This is a genomic window from Brevundimonas sp. T2-11 (genome assembly GCF_055397675.1).
In genome coordinates this window covers 280,725-303,717 of sequence record NZ_AP027920.1, presented here as the reverse complement: position 1 = coordinate 303,717, position 22,993 = coordinate 280,725, and the positions used below count along the sequence as shown (strand labels likewise).

At 67.9% G+C, this 22,993-nt stretch carries 20 protein-coding genes, 2 tRNA genes and 1 riboswitch; of the genes, 9 read left to right on the top strand and 13 right to left on the bottom strand.

The features are described from left to right. Positions 1–6: 6 nt before the first annotated feature. The 3 genes from ACZ5XO_RS01435 to ACZ5XO_RS01425 form a co-directional block, all read right to left on the bottom strand. A complete protein-coding gene (locus ACZ5XO_RS01435; RefSeq protein WP_464163560.1) occupies positions 7–2,316 on the bottom strand; it encodes a TonB-dependent receptor plug domain-containing protein in 2,310 nt (769 codons plus the stop codon). Positions 2,317–2,540: 224 nt separating this feature from the next. Further along, positions 2,541–2,615: transfer RNA gene (locus ACZ5XO_RS01430), tRNA-Gly, on the bottom strand. A 262-nt stretch (positions 2,616–2,877) separates the two neighbouring features. After that, positions 2,878–3,660, bottom strand: coding sequence for an SDR family oxidoreductase (locus tag ACZ5XO_RS01425; protein ID WP_464163559.1), 783 nt, complete (start codon positions 3,658–3,660; stop codon positions 2,878–2,880). Positions 3,661–3,715: 55 nt separating this feature from the next. Between ACZ5XO_RS01425 and ACZ5XO_RS01420 the strand changes: the two genes are divergently transcribed. Continuing rightward, positions 3,716–4,120 carry a YkvA family protein gene (locus ACZ5XO_RS01420; RefSeq protein WP_464163558.1) on the top strand — a complete coding sequence of 135 codons (405 nt, stop codon included), beginning with the start codon at positions 3,716–3,718 and terminating at the stop codon, positions 4,118–4,120. Here the strand turns inward: ACZ5XO_RS01420 and ACZ5XO_RS01415 are convergent. Next, on the bottom strand, positions 4,117–4,842 hold the full coding sequence (locus ACZ5XO_RS01415) for a 2OG-Fe(II) oxygenase (protein WP_464163557.1): 726 nt from the start codon (positions 4,840–4,842) through the stop codon (positions 4,117–4,119). The two genes, ACZ5XO_RS01420 and ACZ5XO_RS01415, sit on opposite strands and share 4 nt — an antisense overlap. After that, a complete protein-coding gene (locus tag ACZ5XO_RS01410; RefSeq protein WP_464163556.1) occupies positions 4,839–5,840 on the bottom strand; it encodes an NADPH:quinone oxidoreductase family protein in 1,002 nt (333 codons plus the stop codon). Before ACZ5XO_RS01410 ends, ACZ5XO_RS01415 begins: the two co-directional genes overlap by 4 nt. Before the next feature lie 110 nt (positions 5,841–5,950). Here ACZ5XO_RS01410 and ACZ5XO_RS01405 point away from each other — a divergent pair, with 110 nt between their 5' ends. Beyond that, on the top strand, positions 5,951–6,832 hold the full coding sequence (locus ACZ5XO_RS01405) for an isoaspartyl peptidase/L-asparaginase family protein (protein ID WP_464163555.1): 882 nt from the start codon (positions 5,951–5,953) through the stop codon (positions 6,830–6,832). A gap of 117 nt (positions 6,833–6,949) precedes the next feature. Then, positions 6,950–9,808 (top strand): M16 family metallopeptidase, encoded by a 2,859-nt coding sequence (locus ACZ5XO_RS01400; protein ID WP_464163554.1) that lies wholly within the window; start codon positions 6,950–6,952, stop codon positions 9,806–9,808. 41 nt (positions 9,809–9,849) lie between these two features. Here the strand turns inward: ACZ5XO_RS01400 and ACZ5XO_RS01395 are convergent, their stop codons facing one another. From ACZ5XO_RS01395 to ACZ5XO_RS01385, 3 genes are all read right to left on the bottom strand, one after another. After that, positions 9,850–10,677, bottom strand: coding sequence for a S1 family peptidase (locus ACZ5XO_RS01395; protein WP_464163553.1), 828 nt, complete (start codon positions 10,675–10,677; stop codon positions 9,850–9,852). A gap of 10 nt (positions 10,678–10,687) precedes the next feature. Continuing rightward, a complete protein-coding gene (locus ACZ5XO_RS01390; protein ID WP_464163552.1) occupies positions 10,688–11,131 on the bottom strand; it encodes a DUF350 domain-containing protein in 444 nt (147 codons plus the stop codon). Positions 11,132–11,257: 126 nt separating this feature from the next. Beyond that, positions 11,258–11,578, bottom strand: a complete 321-nt coding sequence (locus tag ACZ5XO_RS01385) for a metalloregulator ArsR/SmtB family transcription factor (protein ID WP_464163551.1) — start codon at positions 11,576–11,578, stop codon at positions 11,258–11,260. A 90-nt stretch (positions 11,579–11,668) separates the two neighbouring features. On the opposite strand from ACZ5XO_RS01385, the gene ACZ5XO_RS01380 reads away from it, so the two are divergent. Further along, positions 11,669–12,580, top strand: coding sequence for an acyl-CoA desaturase (locus tag ACZ5XO_RS01380; RefSeq protein WP_464163550.1), 912 nt, complete (start codon positions 11,669–11,671; stop codon positions 12,578–12,580). 402 nt (positions 12,581–12,982) lie between these two features. On the opposite strand, the gene rlmN is transcribed toward ACZ5XO_RS01380, so the two are convergent. Further along, entirely contained in the window at positions 12,983–14,158 is a 1,176-nt protein-coding gene (gene rlmN / locus ACZ5XO_RS01375; protein WP_464163549.1) for a dual-specificity RNA methyltransferase RlmN, read from the bottom strand. Between the two features lie 114 nt (positions 14,159–14,272). After that, a riboswitch (yybP-ykoY riboswitch) is annotated at positions 14,273–14,367 on the top strand. A gap of 81 nt (positions 14,368–14,448) precedes the next feature. Between rlmN and ACZ5XO_RS01370 the strand changes: the two genes are divergently transcribed. Together ACZ5XO_RS01370 and ACZ5XO_RS01365 are read left to right on the top strand one after the other, a co-directional pair. Next, positions 14,449–15,033, top strand: a complete 585-nt coding sequence (locus ACZ5XO_RS01370; RefSeq protein ID WP_464163548.1) for a manganese efflux pump MntP — start codon at positions 14,449–14,451, stop codon at positions 15,031–15,033. 84 nt (positions 15,034–15,117) lie between these two features. Continuing rightward, complete coding sequence (locus ACZ5XO_RS01365; RefSeq protein WP_464163547.1) at positions 15,118–15,336, top strand: hypothetical protein; 219 nt, start codon at positions 15,118–15,120, stop codon at positions 15,334–15,336. A 23-nt stretch (positions 15,337–15,359) separates the two neighbouring features. Here the strand turns inward: ACZ5XO_RS01365 and ACZ5XO_RS01360 are convergent, their stop codons facing one another. Continuing rightward, entirely contained in the window at positions 15,360–15,668 is a 309-nt protein-coding gene (locus ACZ5XO_RS01360) for a hypothetical protein (RefSeq protein WP_464163546.1), read from the bottom strand. 242 nt (positions 15,669–15,910) lie between these two features. Beyond that, positions 15,911–15,987: transfer RNA gene (locus ACZ5XO_RS01355), tRNA-Met, on the bottom strand. A 195-nt stretch (positions 15,988–16,182) separates the two neighbouring features. Between ACZ5XO_RS01355 and ACZ5XO_RS01350 the strand changes: the two genes are divergently transcribed. The 3 genes from ACZ5XO_RS01350 to ACZ5XO_RS01340 all read left to right on the top strand — a co-directional run bounded on the left by ACZ5XO_RS01350 (position 16,183) and on the right by ACZ5XO_RS01340 (position 21,037). Then, the gene (locus tag ACZ5XO_RS01350; RefSeq protein ID WP_464163545.1) at positions 16,183–17,409 is read left to right on the top strand and encodes a PQQ-dependent sugar dehydrogenase; all 1,227 of its coding nucleotides are present in this window, start codon (positions 16,183–16,185) and stop codon (positions 17,407–17,409) included. 234 nt (positions 17,410–17,643) lie between these two features. Continuing rightward, on the top strand, positions 17,644–18,849 hold the full coding sequence (locus ACZ5XO_RS01345; protein WP_464163544.1) for an acetyl-CoA C-acetyltransferase: 1,206 nt from the start codon (positions 17,644–17,646) through the stop codon (positions 18,847–18,849). A 16-nt stretch (positions 18,850–18,865) separates the two neighbouring features. Further along, the gene (locus tag ACZ5XO_RS01340) at positions 18,866–21,037 is read left to right on the top strand and encodes a 3-hydroxyacyl-CoA dehydrogenase NAD-binding domain-containing protein (RefSeq protein ID WP_464163543.1); all 2,172 of its coding nucleotides are present in this window, start codon (positions 18,866–18,868) and stop codon (positions 21,035–21,037) included. 190 nt (positions 21,038–21,227) lie between these two features. On the opposite strand, the gene ACZ5XO_RS01335 is transcribed toward ACZ5XO_RS01340, so the two are convergent. Both ACZ5XO_RS01335 and ACZ5XO_RS01330 read right to left on the bottom strand, forming a co-directional pair. Continuing rightward, complete coding sequence (locus tag ACZ5XO_RS01335) at positions 21,228–22,061, bottom strand: TIGR02186 family protein (RefSeq protein ID WP_464163542.1); 834 nt, start codon at positions 22,059–22,061, stop codon at positions 21,228–21,230. Next, entirely contained in the window at positions 22,061–22,984 is a 924-nt protein-coding gene (locus ACZ5XO_RS01330; RefSeq protein WP_464163541.1) for a sulfite exporter TauE/SafE family protein, read from the bottom strand. The genes ACZ5XO_RS01335 and ACZ5XO_RS01330 overlap by 1 nt, the downstream gene beginning before the upstream one ends. Positions 22,985–22,993 lie beyond the last annotated feature (9 nt).

The window sequence follows — 22,993 nt, the reverse complement described above, 5'->3', positions numbered from 1 at the left end:
GCAGCCTCAGAAGGCCATGCGGGCGACCAGCTGGAACCAGGGTCCGGCGGTCTCGGTCTCCAGCTCATACTCGTCGTAGTCGCGACCGATCTGGTCCTCGATGGTGTTGAACTTGTCGAAGATCTCGTCCTTCGACGAGTCGAGCAGGTTCGAGCCGGTCAGGCGGACCACGACGCGTTCGCCGATCTGCTTCTCGACGAAGACCTCCAGATCGCCGCCATAGATGGTGACGACTTCCTCGCCGACCATGCGGCTCTTGGCGTCGCCCTGCTTGCGATAGGTGGCGCCGAAGGCCGCGCCCCAGGTCGGGATGTCGTGGGTGAAGCCGACGTTGAAGACATAGTCAGACTGAGCGTTGAAGCGACGCTTGCCCATGAAGTCGTCCACCGAACTGTCCAGCCAGGAGTAGTTCAGGAAGACCCCGGTGTTTTCCATGCCGATGAAGTCCAGCGGCGTGGAGAGGTCGAACTCGGCGCCCCAGACCTGGCCGTCGCCGACGTTGCTGGCGGTCAGGACATAGGAGACCAGCTCCTCGGCGGCTTCCTCCTCGGTCGCGCCGTCGTCGATGGCGTCGTCATAGTCGTCCTGAGCCTGCTCCGAATAGGCACCGGTATTGGTGATCTCGATCAGGTCGGTGACGTCACGGTAGAAGAAGTTGATCCCCACCACGCCGCGACGCCCCAGACGACGCTCGTAGCCAAGGTCCAGACCCCAGGCCTTTTCGGGCTCCAGGTTCGGGTTGCCCAGGAAGTCGTTGTCGCCATATTCGCCTTCCAGAACGGCCGGCGAGATGAAGTCGAAGTTCGGACGACGCACGGTGCGGGCGACCGAGGCCGTGATCCGGTCCGCGTCGCTGAACGCCCAGCGAACGCTCGCCGACGGCAACAGGACGCCGTAGTCCTTGCTCTGCACGCGATCGGCGGCGGCGACGGTTTCGTCCGTGATCGTGACGTCCGTGGTCTCGTAGCGAAGACCCGCTTCCCATTTCAGGGCGCCGGTCTCGCCCGACAGCATGACATAGGGGTCGAGACGCGTTTCCTCGATGGTGCTGAGGCCGCCCGCCACGGCTTCGAAGTCGCCGTAATCGCTGTCAGCCAGGGGACGCAGAACAGTCTCGTTCTCGACCTCGGCCTCAGCCTCGTGGATGGAGGTGTCGCGGTCCTTGCGGGCATACTGCAGGCCGAACTCCAGTTGGACGGCCGACAGCTGGATCTTGTGCTCCAGGGCCGCCTGCCACTCATTGTCCTGAATGCGGCTGCGGACCTTGGTTCCCTCGATGACCTCGTCGCCGATGTCGATCTCTTCTTCCAGTTCGTCCTGGGCGTCGTCGATGGCCGCGTAGCCCAGTTTGAAGGTGGTCTGCCCGCCCAGCATGTCGCGACGATAGCGGCCGTTCACCGCCCAGTTGTCGGTCAGGATGTCGAGCGGGTTGCGGCTCATCTTGGCGATGTCGTCGACATTGCCTTCATCATATTCGATCGAGTTCTCGTCCTGGACCCGGTCGGTGCGGACGAACAGGCCGTCGAGTTTCAGCTCGCCGCCGGCCAGCGGCATGTCATACGACAGATTGGCCGAATAGTCGGTGCCGTCGCGGACGTCGCTCTGAGCTTCGGTATCGGTCAGTTCGCCGTTCGGCTCCTTGAAGCGCTCGCTGAACTTCTGCTTGGGATTGCGGCGATCCTGGATATTGCCGCCGATCAGCAGGCGACCCGGACCGACCTGACCGCCCCAGACGGCGCCATAGGTCCCGCCCCATTGGCCATACGCGCTGTCGTCCCAGTTCAAGGCGCCGAGGCGCACATAGCCGCCGTCAAGCGCCAGGGCGTCGCGCAGCACGATGTTGATGGCGCCGGCCACAGCGTCGCCCGAACGATTGGCCGACGACGAACGGACCACCTCGACCCGCTCGATCAATTCGGCGGGGATGCGATCGACGAAGAAGGACCGGTCCAGATTGGCGCCCGGCACGCGCTCGCCGTTGATCAGGATCTGCGTATAGGCGGAATCCAGACCGCGCATCCGCACGCCGTCGGATTCCAGAACGTCCGACAGGAAGGTCACCGAAGGCACGCGCTTCAAGGCGTCGCCGGCGGTCAGCGGTTCAAAACGCTGGAAGTAGTCGAGGTCGTAGGACAGGGTCGGCACAACCGCGTCCGTGCGATTGCGCATCGCCGGTTCACCGGTGACGATGACCTCCGACAGGGCCGTGACCGGGCCTTCATTATAGTCCGGCGCGCGGACGACCTCTTCAGCGCTCACAGCGCCGGCGATGGCGAGAGGGGCGACGGCGGCGCCCAGCAGAAGACCCAGCTTCATTTGTTTGTTCCCCGATGAAACCGGTCTGCGATCAGACTGCGGTTATCGAGGGCGCTCGCTAACGAAACGCGGCGACGCGGACGCGACGATTTCGCGAAGAGGATTCGCCAGTTTGCGGACCGTCCGACGACAAATCGTCTGAAAACTGATTGTTTTGAAAAGGGGCCCTGAAACGCGAAACGGGGCCCGATCTTGCGATCGGACCCCGTGTTCCAGTCTCGACATGGAGCGGGCGAGGCGATTCGAACGCCCGACCCCAACCTTGGCAAGGTTGTGCTCTACCCCTGAGCTACGCCCGCACTCCGTAGGGAACAGTGTGCTGCGCCCCGTCGAGGAGGGGCTTTTAGCCGACCCATCTCAGAAGGCGCAACCCCCTTTTTTCATTTTCCGCTCTTCTGCTGCTTTTTTTGGAATAGCCCTGAAATTTCAAACGCAAACGGCCCCCGCAACATCCCGGAAAGGAAGGCTGCGAGGGCCGTTCAAAATGACCGCTACGCGCCAACCCGCTCAAGCAGCGAGCCGCCGCGCGGCGAGCGATAGCGGCCTCAGCCGCGCTGAGGATCAGCGCGGGGCCAGACGAATGGCCCCGTCCAGACGGATGCACTCGCCGTTGATATAGGTGTTCTCGGCCAGGTGCAGGGCCAGGGCGGCGTAGTCGGCCGGCGTGCCCAGACGCTTGGGGAAGGGGATCATGGCGGCCAGGGCGTCCTGCACCTTCTGATCCATGCCCGCCATCATCGGCGTCCACATGATGCCCGGCAGGATGGTGTTGACCCGCACGCCTTCGTTCATCAGGTCGCGCGCGACCGGCAGGGTCATGGCGTAGACGCCGCCCTTGGAGGCCGAATAGGCCGCCTGGCCGATCTGGCCGTCCTGGGCCGCGACGCTGGCGGTGTTGACGATCAGGCCGCGCTCGCCGTCGTCCATCGGCTCCAGCGTGACCATGCCCGCCGCCGACTGCGACAGGACGCGGAAGGTGCCGAACAGGTTGATCGAGACGGTGCGCTCGAACTGGGCCATGTCGTGGGCGCGCGGTTCTTGTGTCTCGCGGTTGCGCGACACGGTCTTCTGGCCGGTGGCGACGCCGGCGCAGTTGACGGTCAGGCGCTCCTGGCCGTGGGCGGCGCGGGCCTTGGCGAAGCCGGCGGCGACGCTCTCGTCCGAGGTCACGTCCACCTTGCAGAAGACGCCGCCGATTTCCTTGGCGATGACTTCCCCGCGTTCCTCGTTCAGGTCGAACAGGGCGACCTTGACGCCCTTGGCCGCCAGGGCGCGCGCCGTGCCCTCGCCGAGGCCCGAAGCCCCGCCCGTCACCACCGCCGCAATCGAACCGTCGAGTTTCATGAAGATCGTCCCTATATTCTGGTGAACCGAGTGTCTGCGCGAGGATTTAGCGGCCATGACCGCCAAAGCCAAACCTGCTTCCCCTGCCGAGGCCATCGACCCCGAAAAGGCTCTGGTCCCCACGGTGCAGAGGGTCAATGAGATGCGCGTCAGAAAGGGCTTCTGGCCCAAGCTGCGCAGCACCGCCTCGCGCATCCCCTTCGCGGGTCAGGCCCTCGCCGCCTGGTACGCCACCCAAGACCCCAAGACCCCGATGGCGGCCAAGGGGGTCATGCTGGGCGCCCTGGCCTATTTCGTCATGCCGGTGGACGCCATTCCCGACATCTTCGCCGGCATCGGCTTCACCGACGACGCGGCGGTGATCGCCGCCGTCCTGGCCACGCTCGGCGCCCATGTGAAGCGCAAGCACCACGAACAGGCCGAGGCGGCGCTGAAGCGTGTCCGCGAGGACGCTGACTAGACCGGCGCCTGCGACCGCCACCAGCCGGTGATCGAGTATCGCGGCGCCCCCGCGAAAGGCGCCACCACCGAGACGGCGTGAGACTGCGGCACCCGAAAGACGTTGAGGGCGTCGAAGACCGGGATCAGACTTTCCGTCACCTCGCCGTTCGCATCCAGGAACTGCAACTGACCGCCCCATTCCGCCCGCCAGCGCGGGGTCAGATTCAGCACATAGGCGTAGAGCCGACCCGAGGCTTCGTTGGCGTCGGTGTGACGGTTGAGGAAATGTCCCGGCAGATAGCGCGTGGCCTGGCCGTCGACGAAAACAATGCGATCATCGCCCGTCAGGCGACGCGCGAAGGTCAAAAAGGCCTCGCTGTTGAACAGGTCGGCGGCGGCTTTCAGCAAGGCGGGCGTCAGCTCGGCGCCCGCGCCTGAGCGGCGGATCAGCAGTCGATCGTAGATGAAGTGAAACCCCTCGCGGGCCTCGTCGTAGATTCGCTGCAACGCGGCCTGTCGATCGGCCTCCGCCTGGGCGTCAAAGGCGGCGGCAGGCACGTCCATGTCGAACGGATTGCGTATCGCGCGCGACCACTCATGCGCCGGATCCGCCAAAAGGGCATGCAGTCGTTCGGCCCCCTCGCCCAGCAGGGCCGGCACCCGGGTGCGCCCCGTCGCCGCCAGACGCCGGGAGGCGACTTCGATGTCAGGCTCGGCCGCCGCCAGGGTCAAGAGGCTCATTCGTCGGTCGTCACGACGATCTTGCCGAGCGCCTGACGGTCGCCCAGGGCCTTGATCGCCTCATGGGCGTCCTCCAGCGGGTAGGTGCGGCTGACGCGCGGCTTGATCCTGCCGTCCTTCCACAGCTGCATCAGCTCGGCCATGTTGGCGGCGTGGGCCTTGGGATCGCGCGCCACCGCCGCGCCCCAGAAGACCCCGATCACCGAGACCGACTTCAGCAGGGTCAGGTTCAGCGGCAGGGACGGGATGCCCGCCGGGAAGCCGACCACCAGATAGCGGCCGTTCCAGTCCATGGCCCGCAGCGCGGGTTCAGTGTAGTCGCCGCCGACCGCGTCATAGACCACGTCGGCGCCATCGCGGCCCGTGGCCAGCTTCAGCTCGCCCGACAACGACTTCTGCGCCGCCTTGTCCATCGGGCCGGACGGGTAGATCAGGCCGTTGTCGGCCCCCAGTTCCAGGGCGAACTCGACCTTGTCGTTGGTCGAGGCGGCCGCGACGACCCGCGCCCCCATGGCCTTGCCCAGTTCGACGGCGGCGGCGCCGACACCCCCGGCCGCGCCCAGCACCAGCAAGGTCTCGCCCGGCTGCAGCTTCGCCCGGTCCTTCAGGGCGTAGTAGCTGGTGCCATAGGTCATGGTCAGGGCGGCGGCTTCCTCGAAGCTCATGCCCTCGGGTATGGGGATCAGGCTGGTGGCCGGGACCGCCAGCCGCTCCACCAGGCCGCCCCAGCCGGGCACGGCGATGACGCGGTCGCCCCGGAAAACGCCCTTGACGCCCTCGCCCACGGCGTCGACCACGCCCGCCACCTCGCCGCCCGGCGAGAAGGGGCGCTCGGGCTTGAACTGGTATTTGTCCTCAATGATCAGGGTGTCGGGGTAGTTGATCCCCACGGCCTTGACCTCGATCACCACCTCGCCCGCCTTGGGCGTAGGGTCCATGACCTCCTCGACGACAAGGCTATCAGGGCCGCCGACGGCCTTGGACAGGACTGCGCGCATGCTGGTTTCTTTCCGTGATCCCCCGTCGGGCCATGGCGCCGACACGATTGCGACGCTAATCAGCGCGCGGCCCGATGCAAAGAGGCCGAACGGACTTTCAGGAGACAAGCATGGCGCGAACCGCCCTCATCCTCCACGGCGGCGCCGGGGCCCGACGCGAGCGCAACTACGACGCCGAGGTCGTGCACATGCGCCAGGTGGTCGAGGCCATGAAGGCGCGGCTGGACGCCGGCGCCTCGGCCGTGGACGTAGCGGTCGAGGCCGTGGTCATGCTCGAGGATTCGGGTCTTTATGTCGCCGGTCGCGGCGCATCGCCCAATCTGGCCGGAGCCTATGAGCTGGACGCCAGCCTGATGGACGGCGCGAGCGGCAAGGCCGGCGCCGTCGCCGCCCTGCAGGGCTTCCGCAACCCGGTCGTGGCCGCCCGCGCCGTCATGGACCGCACCCCCCACGTCATGCTGGCCGGCGAAGGCGCCGCCCTGTTCGCCCATGATCAGGGGCTGGAGCCGATCGGCGACGAAGAAGCCTGGTTCACCCGCGCCGGCAAGGGCGAGGACAACCATCCGCCCGGCGGCCTCAGCCACGGCACCGTCGGCTGCTGCGTGCTGGACAGCCAGGGCCGTCTGGCCGCCGCCACCTCTACGGCGGGCGTCTTCGGCAAGATGCCGGGCCGCGTCGGCGACACCCCCATTCCCGCCGCCGGCACCTGGGCCGACGGCCACGCCGCCGTCTCCTGCACCGGTCAGGGCGAGTATTTCATCCGCGTCGCCGCCGCCGCCCGCACCGCCTTCGGCGTGGCCGCCGGTCAGTCGCTGAATGAAGCCGCGCAGGCGACCATCGACCGCATCGGCGGTCTGGGCGGCGACGGCGGCCTGATCGCGCTCGACCGCGAGGGCAACATCGCCCAACCCTACAACAGCCAGGGCATGAAGCGGGCCTGGCTGACCACCGACGGCGAGATCGGGGTTCAGGTCTTCGACCAGCCCGCCTGAGGTCCTGCCCGCCGCGCTTCATTACAGCACCGTAAGGTGCGCGGCGGGATTTGACGCTGATAGGGTCCGGCCGACCTGCCCCCGGCGCGGCCGGCGGGCGACCGGAACCTGACGCCCATGAAGACCCGCCTGATCCTGACCGCCTGCGCCTCGGCCCTTCTGCTGGGCCTGCCCGCCGCCGCTTTCGCCGAGGGCTCGCCGTCTGCAGTCGCGACCGCCACCGCCGCTCAAGGCGGGGTCGCCGTGCCGCCGCTGGGCTTCAACAAGCGCGTGCTGGCCAACGGGATGGAGGTCTATACCGCCCGCGACGCCTCGACCTCGAACGTCACGGTCCAGGTCTGGTATCGCGTCGGGTCCAAGGACGATCCGGCGGGCCGTTCGGGCTTCGCCCACCTGTTCGAACACCTGCTGTTCAAGGCGACGAGGAACATGCCCTCCGAGACGTTCGACCGTCTGACCGAGGACGTCGGCGGCATGAACAACGCCTTCACCGCCGACGACGTCACCGCCTATTACGAGGTGGTCCCCGCCAACCACCTGCAGCGCATCCTGTTCGCCGAGGCCGACCGCATGGGTTCGCTGGTGGTCGATGAGGCGACCTTCGTCTCGGAGCGCGACGTGGTGAAGGAGGAGTACCGCCAGCGCATTCTGGCCAGCCCCTACGGCCGCCTGTTCGGCCTGTTCACGCCCGAGACCATCTATCAGGACCATCCCTATCGCCGTCCGGGCATCGGCTCGATCGAGGAGCTGAACGCCTCGACCCTGGACGACGTGCTGCGTTTCCACGCCACCTACTATCGCCCCGACAACGCCATGCTGATCGTGGCGGGGAACTTTGATCAGGCCCAGCTGGACGGTTGGGTGGATCAATACTTCGCGCCGCTGAAGCGCCCGGCCACGCCGATGCCGGTCAATGATGTGAAAGAGCCCGAGCCGACCGGCCCGCGCACCGCCACCTACTACGCGCCCAACGTGCCCCTGCCCGCCGTGGTCCTGGCCTGGAACACGGTGGCCTATCGCGACGCCGACCGCGCCGCCCTGACGGTGCTGGACGGGGTGCTGTCGACCGGCGAGTCGAGCCGCCTCTATCGCTCGCTGGTCTATGACAAGCAGATCGCCGCCTCGACCGGCTCCAACCCCGACTTCGCCCAGCAAGCCGGAAACCTGACCGCCTACGCCATCATGGCCGACGGCCAGACGGTGGACGCCGGCAAGGCCGCGCTGGAGGCCGAGATCGCCCGCCTGCGCGACGCCCCCGTCACCGCCGCCGAACTGAGCGAGGCCAAGAACGAACTGGTCGCCAACGCCCTGCGCGGCCGCGAAAGCATCGACGACCGCGCCACGACGCTCGGCATGGCCCTGATCATGACCGGCGACGCCACCGCCGCCGACCGCGAGATCGCCGAGATCCAGGCCGTGACCGCCGCCGACGTGCAGCGCGTGGCCCGCCGCTATCTGACGCCGCAGCGCCAGATCACCATCAACTACCTGCCCGCCGACGAGGCCCACCCCGCCAGCGTGCAGAAGATGAACGTCGACGCCCCCGTCACCGTGGCCGAACTGGCCCCCGCCGGTCCGGTCGCCGTCCTGCTGCCCGAAGCCGAGCGCGCCCGCCTGCCCCAGCCCGGCGCCGAGGTGGCGCCGACCACCCCCGCCGTGGCCGACTTCCGTCTGGCCAACGGGATGCGGGTACTGGTCGCCCCGACCGAGGGCCTGCCCCTGGTCTCGGCGCGCCTCAACTTCAACGCCGGTTCGGCCAACGACCCGGCGGGCAAGCCGGGCGTCGCCTCCATGACGGCCAGCCTGCTGACCCAGGGCACGACGACCAAGTCAGCCCCCGAGATCGCCACCGCCATCGAACAGCTGGGGGCCAATATCGGCGCGGGCTCGGGCGCGGACTTCACCAATGTCTACGCCAATGCGCCCAAGGACGTGTTCGGCCGCTCGCTGGCCCTGATGGCCGATCTGGTGCGCCACCCGGCCTTCGCCGCCGAAGAGCTTGAGCGCCAGCAGTCCCAGACTCTGGACGGGCTGCGCGTGGCGCTGAGCCAGCCCGGCTCGATCGCCGCCCAGTCGGTCGGCCGCGTGGTCTATGGCGACGCCCCCTATGGCGCGCCGGGCAGCGGCACCCTGACCAGCATCCCCGCGCTGACGCGCGATGACGTGGCGGTCTTCCACTCTGATCGCTTCCGTCCGTCGCAGGCGACCCTGGTCTTCTCGGGCGACGTGACCCCGGCCGAGGCTCGCGCCCTGGCCGACGAGGCCTTCGGCGACTGGCGCGACGCCGGCCCCGCCCCGGCCGCCATCGACAAGGCAGGCCACGCCCTGCCGCCCCGCGTCGTGGTCATCGATCAGCCGGGCGCCGGCCAGGCCGCCGTCATCGCCGCCATCCGGGGCGTCAGCCGCACCGACGCCGACTACTTCCCCCTGACCCTGGGCAACACCCTGCTGGGCGGCGGCTTCTCGTCGCGGCTGAATCAGGAAATCCGCATCAAGCGCGGCCTGTCCTACGGCGCCCGCTCCTCGGTCGGCGCCCAGCAGGACGTCGGCGTCTTCACCGCCTCGACCCAGACCAAGAACGAGACGGCGACCGAAGTCGCCGACCTGATCCTGGCCGAGGTCGGCAGGCTGGGAACGACCCAGGCCACCGAGGCCGAACTGGCCCCGCGTCGCGCCACCCTGATCGGCGGCTTCGGCCGCTCGCTGGAGACGGTGGACGGTCTGGGCGGACTGGTGGCCAACCTGGCCCTCTACGACCTGCCCATGAGCGATCTGGCCGACTACGCCGGGCGCGTCCGTTCGGTCACCCCGCAACAGGTCGAGGCCGCCTTCGCCGACCACCTGCCCACCGATCAGGCCAGCCTGGTCATCGTCGGCGATGCATCGAAGTTCATCGACGGCCTGCGGGCCAGATACCCCAACGTCGAGGTCATCCCCCTGACCGAGCTGAACCTGAACAGCGCGACCCTGCGCTAGCGCGCTTCTGTTCTCCCCTGTCGCCTCGCGACGGGGGAGGCTCAAGCCGTCAGGCAGACCACCTGGGCCACGCGCAGGTCCCGACGCAGGCGGTCGGCGACCTGGCCGTAGTTGTCGGTGTTGACGGCCTCGCCCAGAGCCCTCTCGTCGGCGCGCTGTTCGCCCCGGATCGCGGGCACGAAGGTGTCGGGGGCCGTGGTGTAGATCAGGCCCCGACGCGGAGCTTCGGCGATGGTCACGCCCAGGACACGGCCTCGCCGGTCCAGCACCGGCGCGCCCGACAGACCCGACAGCGTGCCCTTCAAGCCCTTGGTGCGCCCGGCCTCGGCCCAGGCCAGGACCGGCTCGTCGCGCTCGCCGCGCCCCCGAATCTTCAGCGTCTCACGCCCCAGAAGACGCGAGGCCACCTCGCCGGGGTGCCCCTGGGGGAAGCCCGGATGGAAGGCGCGCTGGCCCTTGCGCAACGGCGTCGAGGCCGCGACCGGCAGGGCCGGCGGCCCGCCCTCGGTCAGCAACAAGGCCACGTCAGCCCGCGCCGCCAGCCGCACGTCGGCGGCCAGGGCCCGCCCGCCGCCGATCACCAGGGCCGGACGCGGACAGCCCTCGACCACATGGCGCGCCGTGACCCAGCGACCGTCTCCGGCGATGGAGAAGGCCGTGCCCGACGAAGGCTGGAAGGGAATGTCAGGGGCGATGACGGTGACGGAAGGGTCGAACGGCGTCACCGGCCCCAACAGGGGACCGTGCGCCTCGTCATCCTCGGGCAGATGGGGCGCGTCGGCCTTTTCACGACGGCCCAGCGACACGATCAGCAGGGCGCCGATCACCGCCGCATAGATGGTCCAGTCCGGAAGATGGGGGAAGCGCACGGCGCCGCCCTCAGCCCGTCAGGGCGGCGGCCAGGATCAGGGCCGTGGCCAGCTTGGCGCCCGCCAGAACCACGGCGGCGGCGACCTCGCCCTTCTCGATGCGCTGCGGCAGGCCGGTCAGCAGCAGGTCGACGACGCGGAAGGCCAGAAGCTGCAGCACCACCGTCGCCACGCCCCAGATGGCGATGTCGCGGATCGAGGTCGAGATCGACAGGGAGACGGCCAGGGGAATGGCCAGCCCGACCAGCACCCCGGAGAAGGCCACGGCGGCGGCGGGATTGCCCTGACGGATCAGCGCCACCTCGCGCCACGGCGTCAGCAGGGCATAAACGGTCGCCCCCATGGCCAGCAGGCCGAAGGTCACGACAAGATGCAGGACCAGGATCGGAAATCCGGTGGCGAAGGCCTGAACCTCGGGACTCGACAGCACGCTGGGCAAAGACGACGCGTCCATGATGTGCGAGCCCGCAGCCCCCTGCTGAAAACGGAACGAAAGCAAAACAAGCCTTGCCCGATCCCCCGCCCCTTCCGCAAGGGCGCCGGAGCCACACCCGATCAGGAAAACAGCGTTAGACAAGCATCAGGATCCGTCGGTTCGTCGCCCCTTGGCGATCTCGGCGCTTTCGCGCTTCAACGGCTTGGACACCGGGCAGACCTCCTGAACATAGCCGTTCAGGGTATTGGCCAGATGATCCGGCGCCAGGCTGTAGTGGACGTACTGGCCCTTCTTCTCGCTGGTCACCAGACCGGCGACCTCCAGCACCGACAGATGTTGCGACACCGCCGGCTTGGAGATTTCGAACTTGGCCGCGATCTCGCCCGCCGTGAGGTCGGCATGGGCCAGATAGGCCAGAATCTTGCGCCGGACAGGGCTGGAAAGGGCTTCGAACACGCGCTGCATGGTTCGGTATTTAAGGGATTTGCTAACGGCTTGCCAGCCCGACCATTCAGTGTTTAAGTTATTGCTTAAATACCTTCTCGGAGCGATCCGATGCACGAGCATGATCCCTGCGCCGTTAACAGCCTGATCGAAACGCCGGACGCCAGCCCCGTGACGGGTCGCGTCGTCTGGGACCCGATCCATTCGTTATGGAACGGCGGGATGCTGGCGGCGGCGCTGGCCCTTGGCGCCACGACCTTCAGCCTCGGCGCCCTGGCCGTCTTCGTCATCACCACGGGGGCCACCCTGCTGCTGGGCCATTCGGTCGGATTTCACCGGCGATTGATCCACGGCAGCTTCGACTGCCCGCTGTGGCTGGAGCGGACGCTGGTCTGGTTCGGGACCCTGGTGGGCATGAGCGGCCCCTTCTGGATGATCCGCACCCACGACCTGCGCGACTGGGCCCAACGCCAGACCGACTGCCACGACTATCTGGCGCACCGACGCCCCATGGCAGTCGATGCTGTCTGGCAGATGCACGGCCGGCTGGTGCTGGATCATCCGCCGACCTTCGATCTGGGCCGCATCGGACGCGACCCCTTCTATCGGTTTCTGGAACGCACCTGGATGCTGCAACAGGCGCCCGTCGCGGCGGCCCTCTGGCTGGTCGGCGGCTGGGGTTTCGTGGTCTGGGGCGTCTGCGCCCGCGTCTCGATCAGCGTCATCGGTCACTGGTTCGTCGGCCACCTGGCCCACCGGCGCGGCCCCCAGACCTGGCTGGTGCGCGAGGCGGGCGTTCAGGCCCACGACGTGCCCTGGGCCGCCATCCCGACCATGGGCGAGGCCTGGCACAATAACCACCACGCCTGGCCCGGCTCCGCCCGCATCGGTCTCTACCCCGGCCAGAGCGACTGGGGTTTCCGCTTCATCCAGCTGCTGGAGCGGCTGGGTCTGGCGTGGAACGTGCGGACGCCGGAGACGATGTCGGAACGACGAGCGGCATTGGCGGAGGTTAACGCATGATCCGCAGTTGGCCTTGGATCGCGCTGGGAACCTGCGTTGCCGCATTGACGGCGGGCGGATTCGTCGGCCTGGAATTTGGCGTCGCCATTTGGATCTGCAGCCTCCTTGAAGGATCGAGTTCCGATGGAGCCATACCATTTGGCCTGTTAGCAGGCAGCATTGCGAGTATCGGCTTTCTCATAGGCCTGATATTTCCCGGCATTCCGATTTGGCTGACGCTCTACGGATGCGGAAAGACGTCTCGCCTGATCGCCGCCGCCACAGGAGCGCTTTCTGCCTCGATCACCGGCATATCTCTAACTGCGCAGGGAGGATGGTCGGCGCTGACGCTGAGCGCGCTCGGCCTCGCTCTGCCTGGCGCCGTCGCTGCGCTAATCGTCCGCGCCTTCGCCTATAGATCGGTCAGGCCGCGTTCGACGTCTCCGCATCCGCCTCGCGCTCGGCCTTGATCCGGGCCGAGGCCCGTTGCTTCTCGCTCTCGGACTTCAGCTGGCCGCAGGCGGCCAGGATGTCGCGGCCGCGCGGGGTGCGGATGGGCGAGGCGTAGCCGGCCTTGTTCAGGATGGCGGCGAAGCGTTCGATGGTCTTCCAGTCCGAGCACTCATAGTCCGTGCCGGGCCAGGGATTGAACGGAATCAGGTTGACCTTGGAGGGGATGCCCTCGATCAGCTTGACCAGGGCCCGGGCCTCGTCGGGGCTGTCGTTGACGCCCTTGAGCATGACGTATTCGAAGGTCACGCGACGGGTGTTGGCCAGACCCGGATAGGCGCGGATGCCGGCCATCAGCTGTTCCAGCGGATACTTCTTGTTCAGCGGCACCAGAACGTCGCGCAGGGGGTCGTTGGTGGCGTGCAGGCTGATGGCCAGCATGGCCGCCGTGCGGTCGCCCAGGGCCTGAAGCTGCGGCACCACGCCCGAGGTCGAGACGGTGATCCGGCGGCGCGACAGGGCGATGCCCTCGTTGTCCGATATGATGTCGATGGCGTCGGCGACGTTGTCCAGGTTGTAGAGCGGCTCGCCCATGCCCATGAAGACGATGTTCGTCAGCTGGCGGTCTTCCTTGGGCGAGGGCCATTCGCCCAGGTCGTCGCGGGCCACCTGGACCTGGGCCACGATCTCGGCGGCGGTCAGGTTGCGCACCAGCTTTTGCGTGCCGGTGTGGCAGAAGGTGCAGTTCAGGGTGCACCCGACCTGGGACGAAACGCAAAGGGCGCCGGCCCGGCCCACGTCGGGAATATAGACGGCCTCGACCTCGATGCCGGGCGCGGTGCGGATCAGGTATTTGCGGGTGCCGTCCTTCGACACCTGGCGCTCGACGATCTCGGGGCGGGCCAGGGTGAAGGCCTCGGCCAGAGCCGCGCGGGTCTCCTTGCCGATGTCGCTCATCAGGGCGAAGTCGGTGACGCCGTAGTGGTGGATCCAGCGCCAGACCTGAGACGCGCGCATCCTGGCCTTCTCGGGCGGGCAGATCTTCGCTTCGATCAGCGCCTGGCGCAGGCCCTCGCGCGTCAGACCGGACAGGTTGACGGGGGCTTTAGCTGCGGCGGAAGCACGCGAAAGGTCGAGCGTGATGCTCAAGGCTGAATATCCTGCGGCGGGGGTGAAGGCGCGGCGTCTAGCACAGATGGGACCTCTTGTCGCCTCCGGCCAGTTCCGGGGTTGAACCTCGCCGTCCCAACCGCTAGTGGAGCGCCCGTTGGGGAGTAGCTTCCGGCATAGCCCAGCCGGGGTCGCGTCAACACACTTGCCCGTCGCGGGCATGGTGCGACCAGCGGATTGTTCCGCCTAGCGAGACCAGCGCACCCTGGGGGCCGAGCCGGCCTGCGCTCGGGGCGCGCTGTCACGCGACCGGCTGAGTGCGTATCCCCATGATCACCCCCCTTTCCATCGCGGTCCTGTCCGTCAGCATGTCCGCCGACGCCTTCGCCGCCGCGATCGGTCGCGGCGCGCAGCACCGGCCCACCCTGCCCCAGGCTCTGCGCTCCGGACTGGTCTTCGGCGTTGTCGAAGCCATCACGCCGCTGATCGGCTTCGCCCTGGGCGTCGCCGCCGCCGGTTTCGTCGAGGCGGTCGACCACTGGATCGCCTTCGGCCTCCTGGGCGCCGTCGGCGGCAAGATGATCTGGGAAGCCCTGAAGCGCGAAGATGAAGACACCGAAGCCGACGCCGGCAAGGCCGGCTCGCGCGGCCTGCTGGCGCTGGTCGCCACCGCCATCGGCACCTCCGTCGACGCGGGCGCGGTCGGGGTCGGGCTGGCCCTGCTCGGCGCCAACATCTGGCTGATCGCCGCCTGTATCGGCGCCACGACCTTCGCTCTCGCCACCCTGGGCTTGCTGATCGGCAAGGCTGCGGGCGCGCGGCTGGGCAAGATCGTCGAACTGATCGGCGGCCTCGCCCTGATCGGCCTGGGGCTCAAGATCCTGCTGGAACACCTCGGCGTACTGGCGTTCTGAAGATCGGCTTGCTTCACGAGAACGGCTGACGGAACGTCGCCCCTCGGCCAACCGTTAAGCCGTCAGTCGCAAGGAGATCCTGTCATGCGCGCCCCCTTCATTCTCGCCGCCCTCGTCGCGCCCCTGGCTCTGGGCGCCTGCGCCACCGGCAAGACCTTCCCCAGCTACCAGGAAGAACTCGACAAGCTGAGTGCGGAATGCACGGCTCGCGGCGGCATCCTGACCCCGAGCGGCGTCACGACGGGGCGCCCCCAGGCCGACAATGTCTGCAAGATCACCGGGGGCGCATCGCGCATCCCCTGAGCCGGCTCGGTCGCGCGGCCCGATCAGGCCGCGCACCTCTTGACCTGCAGGGCCGCCTCAACGGCGGCGAGCCGCGCCTGCACCGCACGGTCCGCGTCGGGTCTGGCGGTGGAATAGAGCTGAGGCCGTTCACCACCATCCCCGCGAGCCGCGATCTCCGCGATCCGGCGCTGGGTCGCCTGGGCCGCTTCGCGCTCCTGCGCCAGCTGATCGCAAGTCAGCGCGCTCTCTTCGTTCGCCGACCAGGCCGGCAGGACCGGATAGCGAGCGATCCCGCATCCGGACGCCAGCAGACACCAAGCCACAACGACAATCCAGACAGGTTTCAACATCGACCGACCCCAAGGCTTCACTGTCGCCTTGTTGCCCTGACGGCGGCTTCTGACGCCAGTTAAACTCTCGTAAGCGTCACGGTAAAACCGCCGCCCCGAAGCATGCGCGCAGCGACCGCCTCGATTGGCGGACTTCCGTCTGAAGCATGCGCTATTCGGCGCGCCTCGCCGCACAACGGCCTGCCCTGGCGCAACGCCACAGCACCCGAAAGCCCGCGCCACTGACTTGATCGGAAAATCCGTGGTGGTTGGAGGCGGGATCGAACCGCCGACCTGTGGGTTATGAATCCACCGCTCTAACCATCTGAGCTACCCAACCCCTTACGGGACCTCGCGCCAGATCGATAACGACAGGAGCGCGCGAGAGGCGTGCGTATATCGCCGCCTTCGGTCGGGTTCAAGCCGGTTCAGCACGGAAATCGCGCGGGACGATCGGTCGCGGGCGGTTTCGGCTCGCGCGCGAAGCGGCGAGGCTCCATTCTGGCGGGCGACATCTGCTGTTCAGGAGAGCTCCATGCGCCCGATCGTCCTCGCCGCCTCCGCCTCGCTTCTCGTGCTCGCCGCCGCCTGCGGCGCCAATGGACAGGATGCGCCCGCAGCCCCGGGCTCGCCCGTCGAGACCCGCCCCGCCAACAATCCTGACCAGAGGCCCGCCTTTGAGGGGCAGACGCGCGCGCCGGGCGTCCAGACCGCCGGAACCCTGCGCCACGAGACCATCGCCTCGGGCCTGGTCCACCCCTGGGGGCTGGCCCTGCTGCCGGACGGCCAGTGGCTGGTGACGGAGAAGCCGGGCCGGATGCGGATCATCTCGGCACAGGGCCAGGTCGGCGCGCCGATCGCGGGTCTGCCCGCCGTCTCGGCGCGGGGTCAGGGCGGACTGCTGGACGTCATCCTCAGCCCGAGCTTCGCGCAGGATCGACTGATCTACTGGTCCTACGCCCAGCCCCGTGACGGCGGCAACGGCACGGCGGTCGCGCGCGGCCGCCTGTCCGATGACCTGACCAAGGTCGAGAACGTCCAGGTCATCTTCCAGGCCCAGCCCACCTATGACGGCGACAAGCATTTCGGCTCGTCCCTGGTCTTCGCGCCGGACGGCAAGCTGTTCGTCACCCTGGGCGAGCGCTCGGACAAGCCGATGCGGCCCCAGGCCCAGGACCTGGGCTCGCACATGGGCAAGACCATCCGCATCAACGCCGACGGCAGCGTCCCGTCCGACAACCCCTTCGTCGGCCAGGCGGGAGCGCGGCCCGAGATCTGGTCTTTGGGCCACCGCAACATGCAGGGGATCGCCGTCCAGCCGGGCACGGGCGCCATCTGGACCGTCGAACACGGCACGCGCGGCGGCGACGAGATCAACCTGGATCAGGCCGGCAAGAACTATGGCTGGCCGGGCGTCGCCTACGGCATCGAATACAATGGCCAGGCCATTCCCGAGGCCATGACCGCGCGCGAGGGCACGGAACAGCCCGTCTATTACTGGGACCCGGTGATCGCGCCGGGCGGCATGACCTTCTACAGCGGCGCCATGTTCCCCGGCTGGCAAGGCAACCTGCTGGTGACGGGCCTGGGCGGCAAGCAGCTGGCGCGACTGGTGCTGGAGAACAACCGCGTCGTCGGCGAGGAGCGCCTGCTGACCGGCCTGAACGAACGCATCCGCGACGTGGCCGTCGCCGCCGACGGCGCCGTCTGGGTCGTCACCGACGAGGAAGACGGCAAGCTGGTGCGACTGGCCAGGCCATAAGGAACCCGCGACGGACGGAAGCGCTTCCTCCGTCCGTCGACGCCCTCACGCGCCTTGTTACTTGACGTTGACGTAAACGTCGGGTTTCTACGCACCAAGTTTCAATTCCAGACCCGTCCCTCAGGCCGCTCGGGGCCACGCACCGAACGACCGGGACCCTAGAAGTTCGACCTGTCCCTCATGCAGCGACCCGCCGAGCGGCGAGCGGTAGGGACCTAACAAAAGAGATCTTTCATGGCCGACGCCTACATCTACGACGCCGTGCGCACCCCGCGCGGCAAGGGCAAGAAGGACGGGTCGCTGCACGAGATCACCGCCCTGTCGCTGGCGACCCAGGTGCTGGAGGCGATCCGCGACCGCAACGGCCTGGACACCTCCAAGGTGGACGACGTCATCCTGGGCTGCGTCTCGCCGGTGGGCGAGCAGGGCGCCGACATCGCCCGCACCGCCGTGCTGAACGCCGGCTGGGCCCAGACCACGGCGGGCGTCCAGATCAACCGCTTCTGCGCCTCGGGCCTGGAAGCCGTGAACATGGCGGCCGCCAAGGTGAAGTCCGGCGAGGCCGACTTCGCCGTCGGCGGCGGCGTCGAGGCCATGAGCCGCGTGCCGATGGGCTCGGACGGCGGCGCCTGGCCAGTCGATCCGTCCAGCGCCTTCTCGACCTATTTCGTGCCCCAGGGCGTCTCGGCCGACATGATCGCCACCAAGTGGGGCTTCAGCCGCGCCGACGTGGACGCCTACTCCGTCGAGAGCCACAAGCGTTCGGCGCAAAGCTGGGCCGAAGGCCGCTTCAGCAAGTCGGTCGTGCCGGTTCTGGATCAGCTGGGTCTGGTGCGCCTCGACCGCGATGAAACCATTCGCCCGACCACGGACATGCAAACGCTCGGCGCGCTGAATCCGTCCTTCGCCATGATGGGCGAGATGGCCTTCGACAGCGTCATCAACCAGCGCTACCCCGAGGTCGAGCGCGTCAACCACGTCCACACCCCCGGCAACTCCTCGGGCATCGTCGACGGTTCGGCGGGCGTCCTGATCGGTTCGCTGGAAGCCGGCAAGGCCCTGGGCCTGAAGCCGCGCGCCAAGATCCGCGGCGCCGCCTCGATCGGCTCGGAGCCGTCGATCATGCTGACCGGCCCGGAGTTCGTGACCAACAAGCTTCTCGGCAAGCTGGGCATGAAGTCGACCGACATCGACCTCTACGAACTGAACGAGGCCTTCGCCGCCGTCGTCCTGCGCTACATGCAGGCGCTCGACATCCCGCACGACAAGATCAACGTCTGCGGCGGCGCCATCGCCATGGGCCACCCCCTGGGCGCCACGGGCGCCATGATCACCGGCGTGGTGCTGGACGAGCTGGAACGCTCGGACAAGGAAACCGCCCTCATCACCCTGTGCATCGGCGGCGGCATGGGCACCGCCACCGTCATCGAACGCGTCTGATCGGGAGCGACTGACCATGGAAAACTTCAAGATCGACGTCGACGCCGACGGCGTCGCCCTGATCACCTTCGACGTCCCGGGACGTTCGATGAACACCCTGACCTCGTCCGTCATGGCCGAGATTCCGCAGCTGGTGGAACGCATCAAGACCGACGACGCCATCAAGGGCGCCGTCATCACCTCGGGCAAGGCTTCGGGCTTCTGCGCCGGGGCCGATCTGGGTGACATCGCCGGCGGCATGATCGGCGGCGCCAGCCTGCAGGACGCCTATGACGCCGGCTGGAAGATGAACGGCGCCCTGCGCGCGCTGGAAACCTGCGGCAAGCCGGTGGCTGCGGCCATCAACGGCCTGGCGCTCGGCGGCGGTCTGGAACTGACGCTGGCCTGCCACTATCGCGTGGTCGAGAACGACAACAGGATCCAGCTGGGCCTGCCCGAGATCAAGGTCGGCCTCTTCCCCGGCGGCGGCGGCACCCAGCGCCTGACCCGCCTGGTCGGCGTCCAGGCCGCCATGATGGCCATGACCGAGGGCAAGTCCTTCCGTCCCAACGACGCCAAGGGCGCGGGCATCGTCCACGAGATCGCGGAAAAGGGTCAGTCGGTCGAGGCCGCCAAGACCTGGATCAAGAACGGCGGCAAAGCCGTGCAGCCGTGGGACGACAAGTCCTTCAAACTGCCCGGCGGAGGCCCCTACCACCCGGCCGGCATCCAGAACTTCCTGGTCGGCAATGCGATGATCCGCAAGCAGACCTACGGCAACTATCCCGCCGCGACCAACCTGATGAAGGCCGTCTATGAAGGCGTTCAGGTGCCGATGGACGCCGCCCTGCGCATCGAGACCCGCTACTTCATCAAGACCCTGATGACGCCGCAGGCCCAGGCCATGATCCGCAGCCTCTTCCTGTCCAAGCAGGAACTGGACAAGGGCGCCGTGCGTCCGGCGGGTGTGCCGAAGTCGGACGCCAAGAAGGTCACGGTGCTGGGCGCCGGCATGATGGGCGCGGGCGTGGCCTATGTGCAGGTCATGGCCGGCATCGAGACCGTCCTGATCGACCAGACCCAGGAAGCCGCCGACAAGGGCAAGGCCCACGTCGAGGAGCTGCTGAAGAAGCGTCTGTCGCGCGGCCAGATGACCCAGGAGAAGTTCGACGCCACCCTGGCCCTGGTCACCGCCACCACCGACTATGATCACATCAAGGGTTCGGACCTGGTCATCGAGGCCGTGTTCGAAAACCGCGAGATCAAGGCCGACGTGACCAGGCGCGCCGAGGCCCAGCTGGCTGAAGGCGCCGTCTTCGGCTCCAACACCTCGACCCTGCCGATCACCGGTCTGGCCGAGGCCTCGGTCCGCCCCGAGGACTTCATCGGCATCCACTTCTTCTCGCCCGTCGACAAGATGATGCTGGTCGAGATCATCCTCGGCGAGAAGACCGGCCCGGCCGCCATCGCCAAGGCCATCGACTACGTCCTGAAGATCAAAAAGACACCGATCGTCGTCAACGACAGCCGCGGCTTCTACACCTCGCGCTGCTTCTCCACCTTCCTGATGGAAGGCATGGCCATGCTCGAGGAAGGCTACGCTCCGGCCCTGATCGACAACGTCGGTCGCATGACCGGTATGCCGCGCGGCCCGCTGGAAATGCACGACGACGTCGCCCTGGACCTGTCCTACAAGATCGCCAAGCAGACGGCGATCGACCTGGGCGACGCCTATGTCCCGTCCGAAGGCGCCGACATCGTCGCGAAAATGGTCGAGGGCGGGCGCTACGGTCGCAAGAACGGCAAGGGCTTCTACGACTACGACAGCAAGCCCAAGACCCTGTGGGCGGGTCTGTCGGAACTGGCCCCGGTCAAGTTCGACGACTCGACCCCGGAACTGGTCGACGAGCTGAAGACGCGCCTGCTCTATCGTCAGGCCGTCGAGGTCGCCCGCTGCTGGGCCGAGGGCGTCATCGACGACCCGCGTGAAGCCGACCTGGGCGCCATCCTCGGCTGGGGCTTCGCCCCCTGGTCGGGCGGCCCGATCACCCTGATCGACCAGACCGGCCTGAAGACCTTCGTCGAGACCGCCGACCGCCTGACCGCCACCTACGGCGACCGTTTCAAGGTGCCGGAGCTGCTGCGCGAGATGGCCGCCAAGGACGAGACCTTCTACGGCCGCTTCGCCCCGGAGAAGAAGGTGGCCTGATCAGGCTGACTTCGGACTGAAACGGAAAGGGCGGCTCCTCGCGGGCCGCCCTTTTCTTTTGAGGCTGCACCTCACTTCCCGCTCATCCCGGCGGACGCCGGGACCCAGTGAGAGCCCCACACGCCCCTTCAGCGGCAACGCCTGTCGTCCAAAGGACTGGGTCCCGGCGTCCGCCGGGATGAGCGGTGGTTTACCTGCTCCTGAACACCCGCGAGGCCGCATAGCCCGTCAGGGCCGCCAGGATGACGCACAGCACGCCGTAGGACCACGGCCGCCGATGGGCGAACTCGTAGATGTCGCGCTCCAGCCCGACCTTCTCGACCGTCAGCGTCAGGTTGGACACCGAGACCGGCGCGCCCTCCTGAAACAGCCAGACCTCGGCGTAGTACTTGCCGGTCGGAGCCACGGTCGGCAGCTCGACCTCGGCCCGGAACAGGCCCTTGTCGACGAACTGCACGCCGGCGGGATCGGTGTTGTAGAGGGCCGCCGCCTCCTTCAGTCGGATCACGGCCCGGCGCCAATCCAGGTAGTCCTCGCCCAGACGGCTGACCACCACGTCGCGCACGCCGTAGCGGGTGACGGTGCGGCTTTCCTGCGGCGCGTCGATGCGCAGGTGATCGACCCCGACGCCGAGGCGGCGCAGCTGGCCGAAGTCGGCCACGTCCGACAACGGCCGGGTCGAGGCGGTCATGTAGAAGCCGGGCGCGCCCTCGAACAGAACCGGGCGGCTGTTCAGCCAGACGCCCATGTTGCGGGTCTTCTTGACCAGACGCACGGGCGCATCCGGCCCGCGCACCACCACCACCACGTCGGCGGGCGTGTCGGTCGGATTGAAGACCGCGCCATAGAGGACGATGGAGGCGCCGCGGAAGCTGGAGTCGACCTTCACCTGAGCGTCGGTCAGGGCGGCGGCGACCCGCACCTCGCCCTCGGTGGCGACCGAGCGTTCGATCGTCCCCGGCGCGACCACCGCTGGCGCGGGCGCGATGACGGGCGCGGGTTCGGGCGGCAGGGCCTGGAACATCAGTCCGACACCCCCGGCGCCAGCAGGAAGAGGTCGCTGGGCCGCACGAACAGCTCCAGCCCCATCTGGATGCCGACCAGAAGAACGATCAGCCCCAGGGCCGCACGCATCTCCTCGGCCCGGAAGCGGCCCGACAGCCGCGCCCCGAACTGGGCCCCGACCACCCCGCCCAGCAGCAGGATGGTCGACAGGACGATGTCCACCGTCTGGTTGCGCCCGGCCTGAAGGATGGTGGTGATGGCCGTGGTGATGATGATCTGGAACAGGCTGGTCCCGACCACGACATTGGCCCGCATCCGCAGGACATAGAGCATGGCGGGCACCAGGATGAAGCCGCCGCCCACCCCCATGATGGCCGACAGGATCCCTGCGAAGACGCCAAGCCCAAACGGGGGGATGGCGCTGATGTAGAGGCCCGAGCGCGGGAAACGCATGCGCAACGGCAGGCCGTACAGCCACATGGGACGACGGCGCTCTTTCCTTGGCGGGGTCTCGCCCCGCACACGGTGAAGGATCTGCGTCAGGCTTTCGTACAGCATCATGCTGCCGATGGCGCCGAGGAAGACCAGGTAGGACACCGCCACGACCAGATCGGCCTGACCCAGCAGGCGCAGGTAGCGGAACAGTTCGACACCCGCCAGGGCGCCGAGCGCCCCGCCCACAGCCATGATGCCGCCGATGCGATAATCGACCGCCTTCATGCCAGAGTATCGGATCACGCCTGAAGTCGAGGAGGCGACGACGTGGCTGGCCTGACTGGCCACGGCCACCGTCGGCGGGATGCCCATGAAGACCAGAACGGGGGCCATCAGAAAGCCGCCGCCGATGCCGAACAGGCCCGAGACGAAGCCCACCAGCGCGCCCAGCATCACCAGGAACGGCCAGTTCACCGAAACCTCGGCGATCGGCAGGTAAATATCCACGGCACGCGC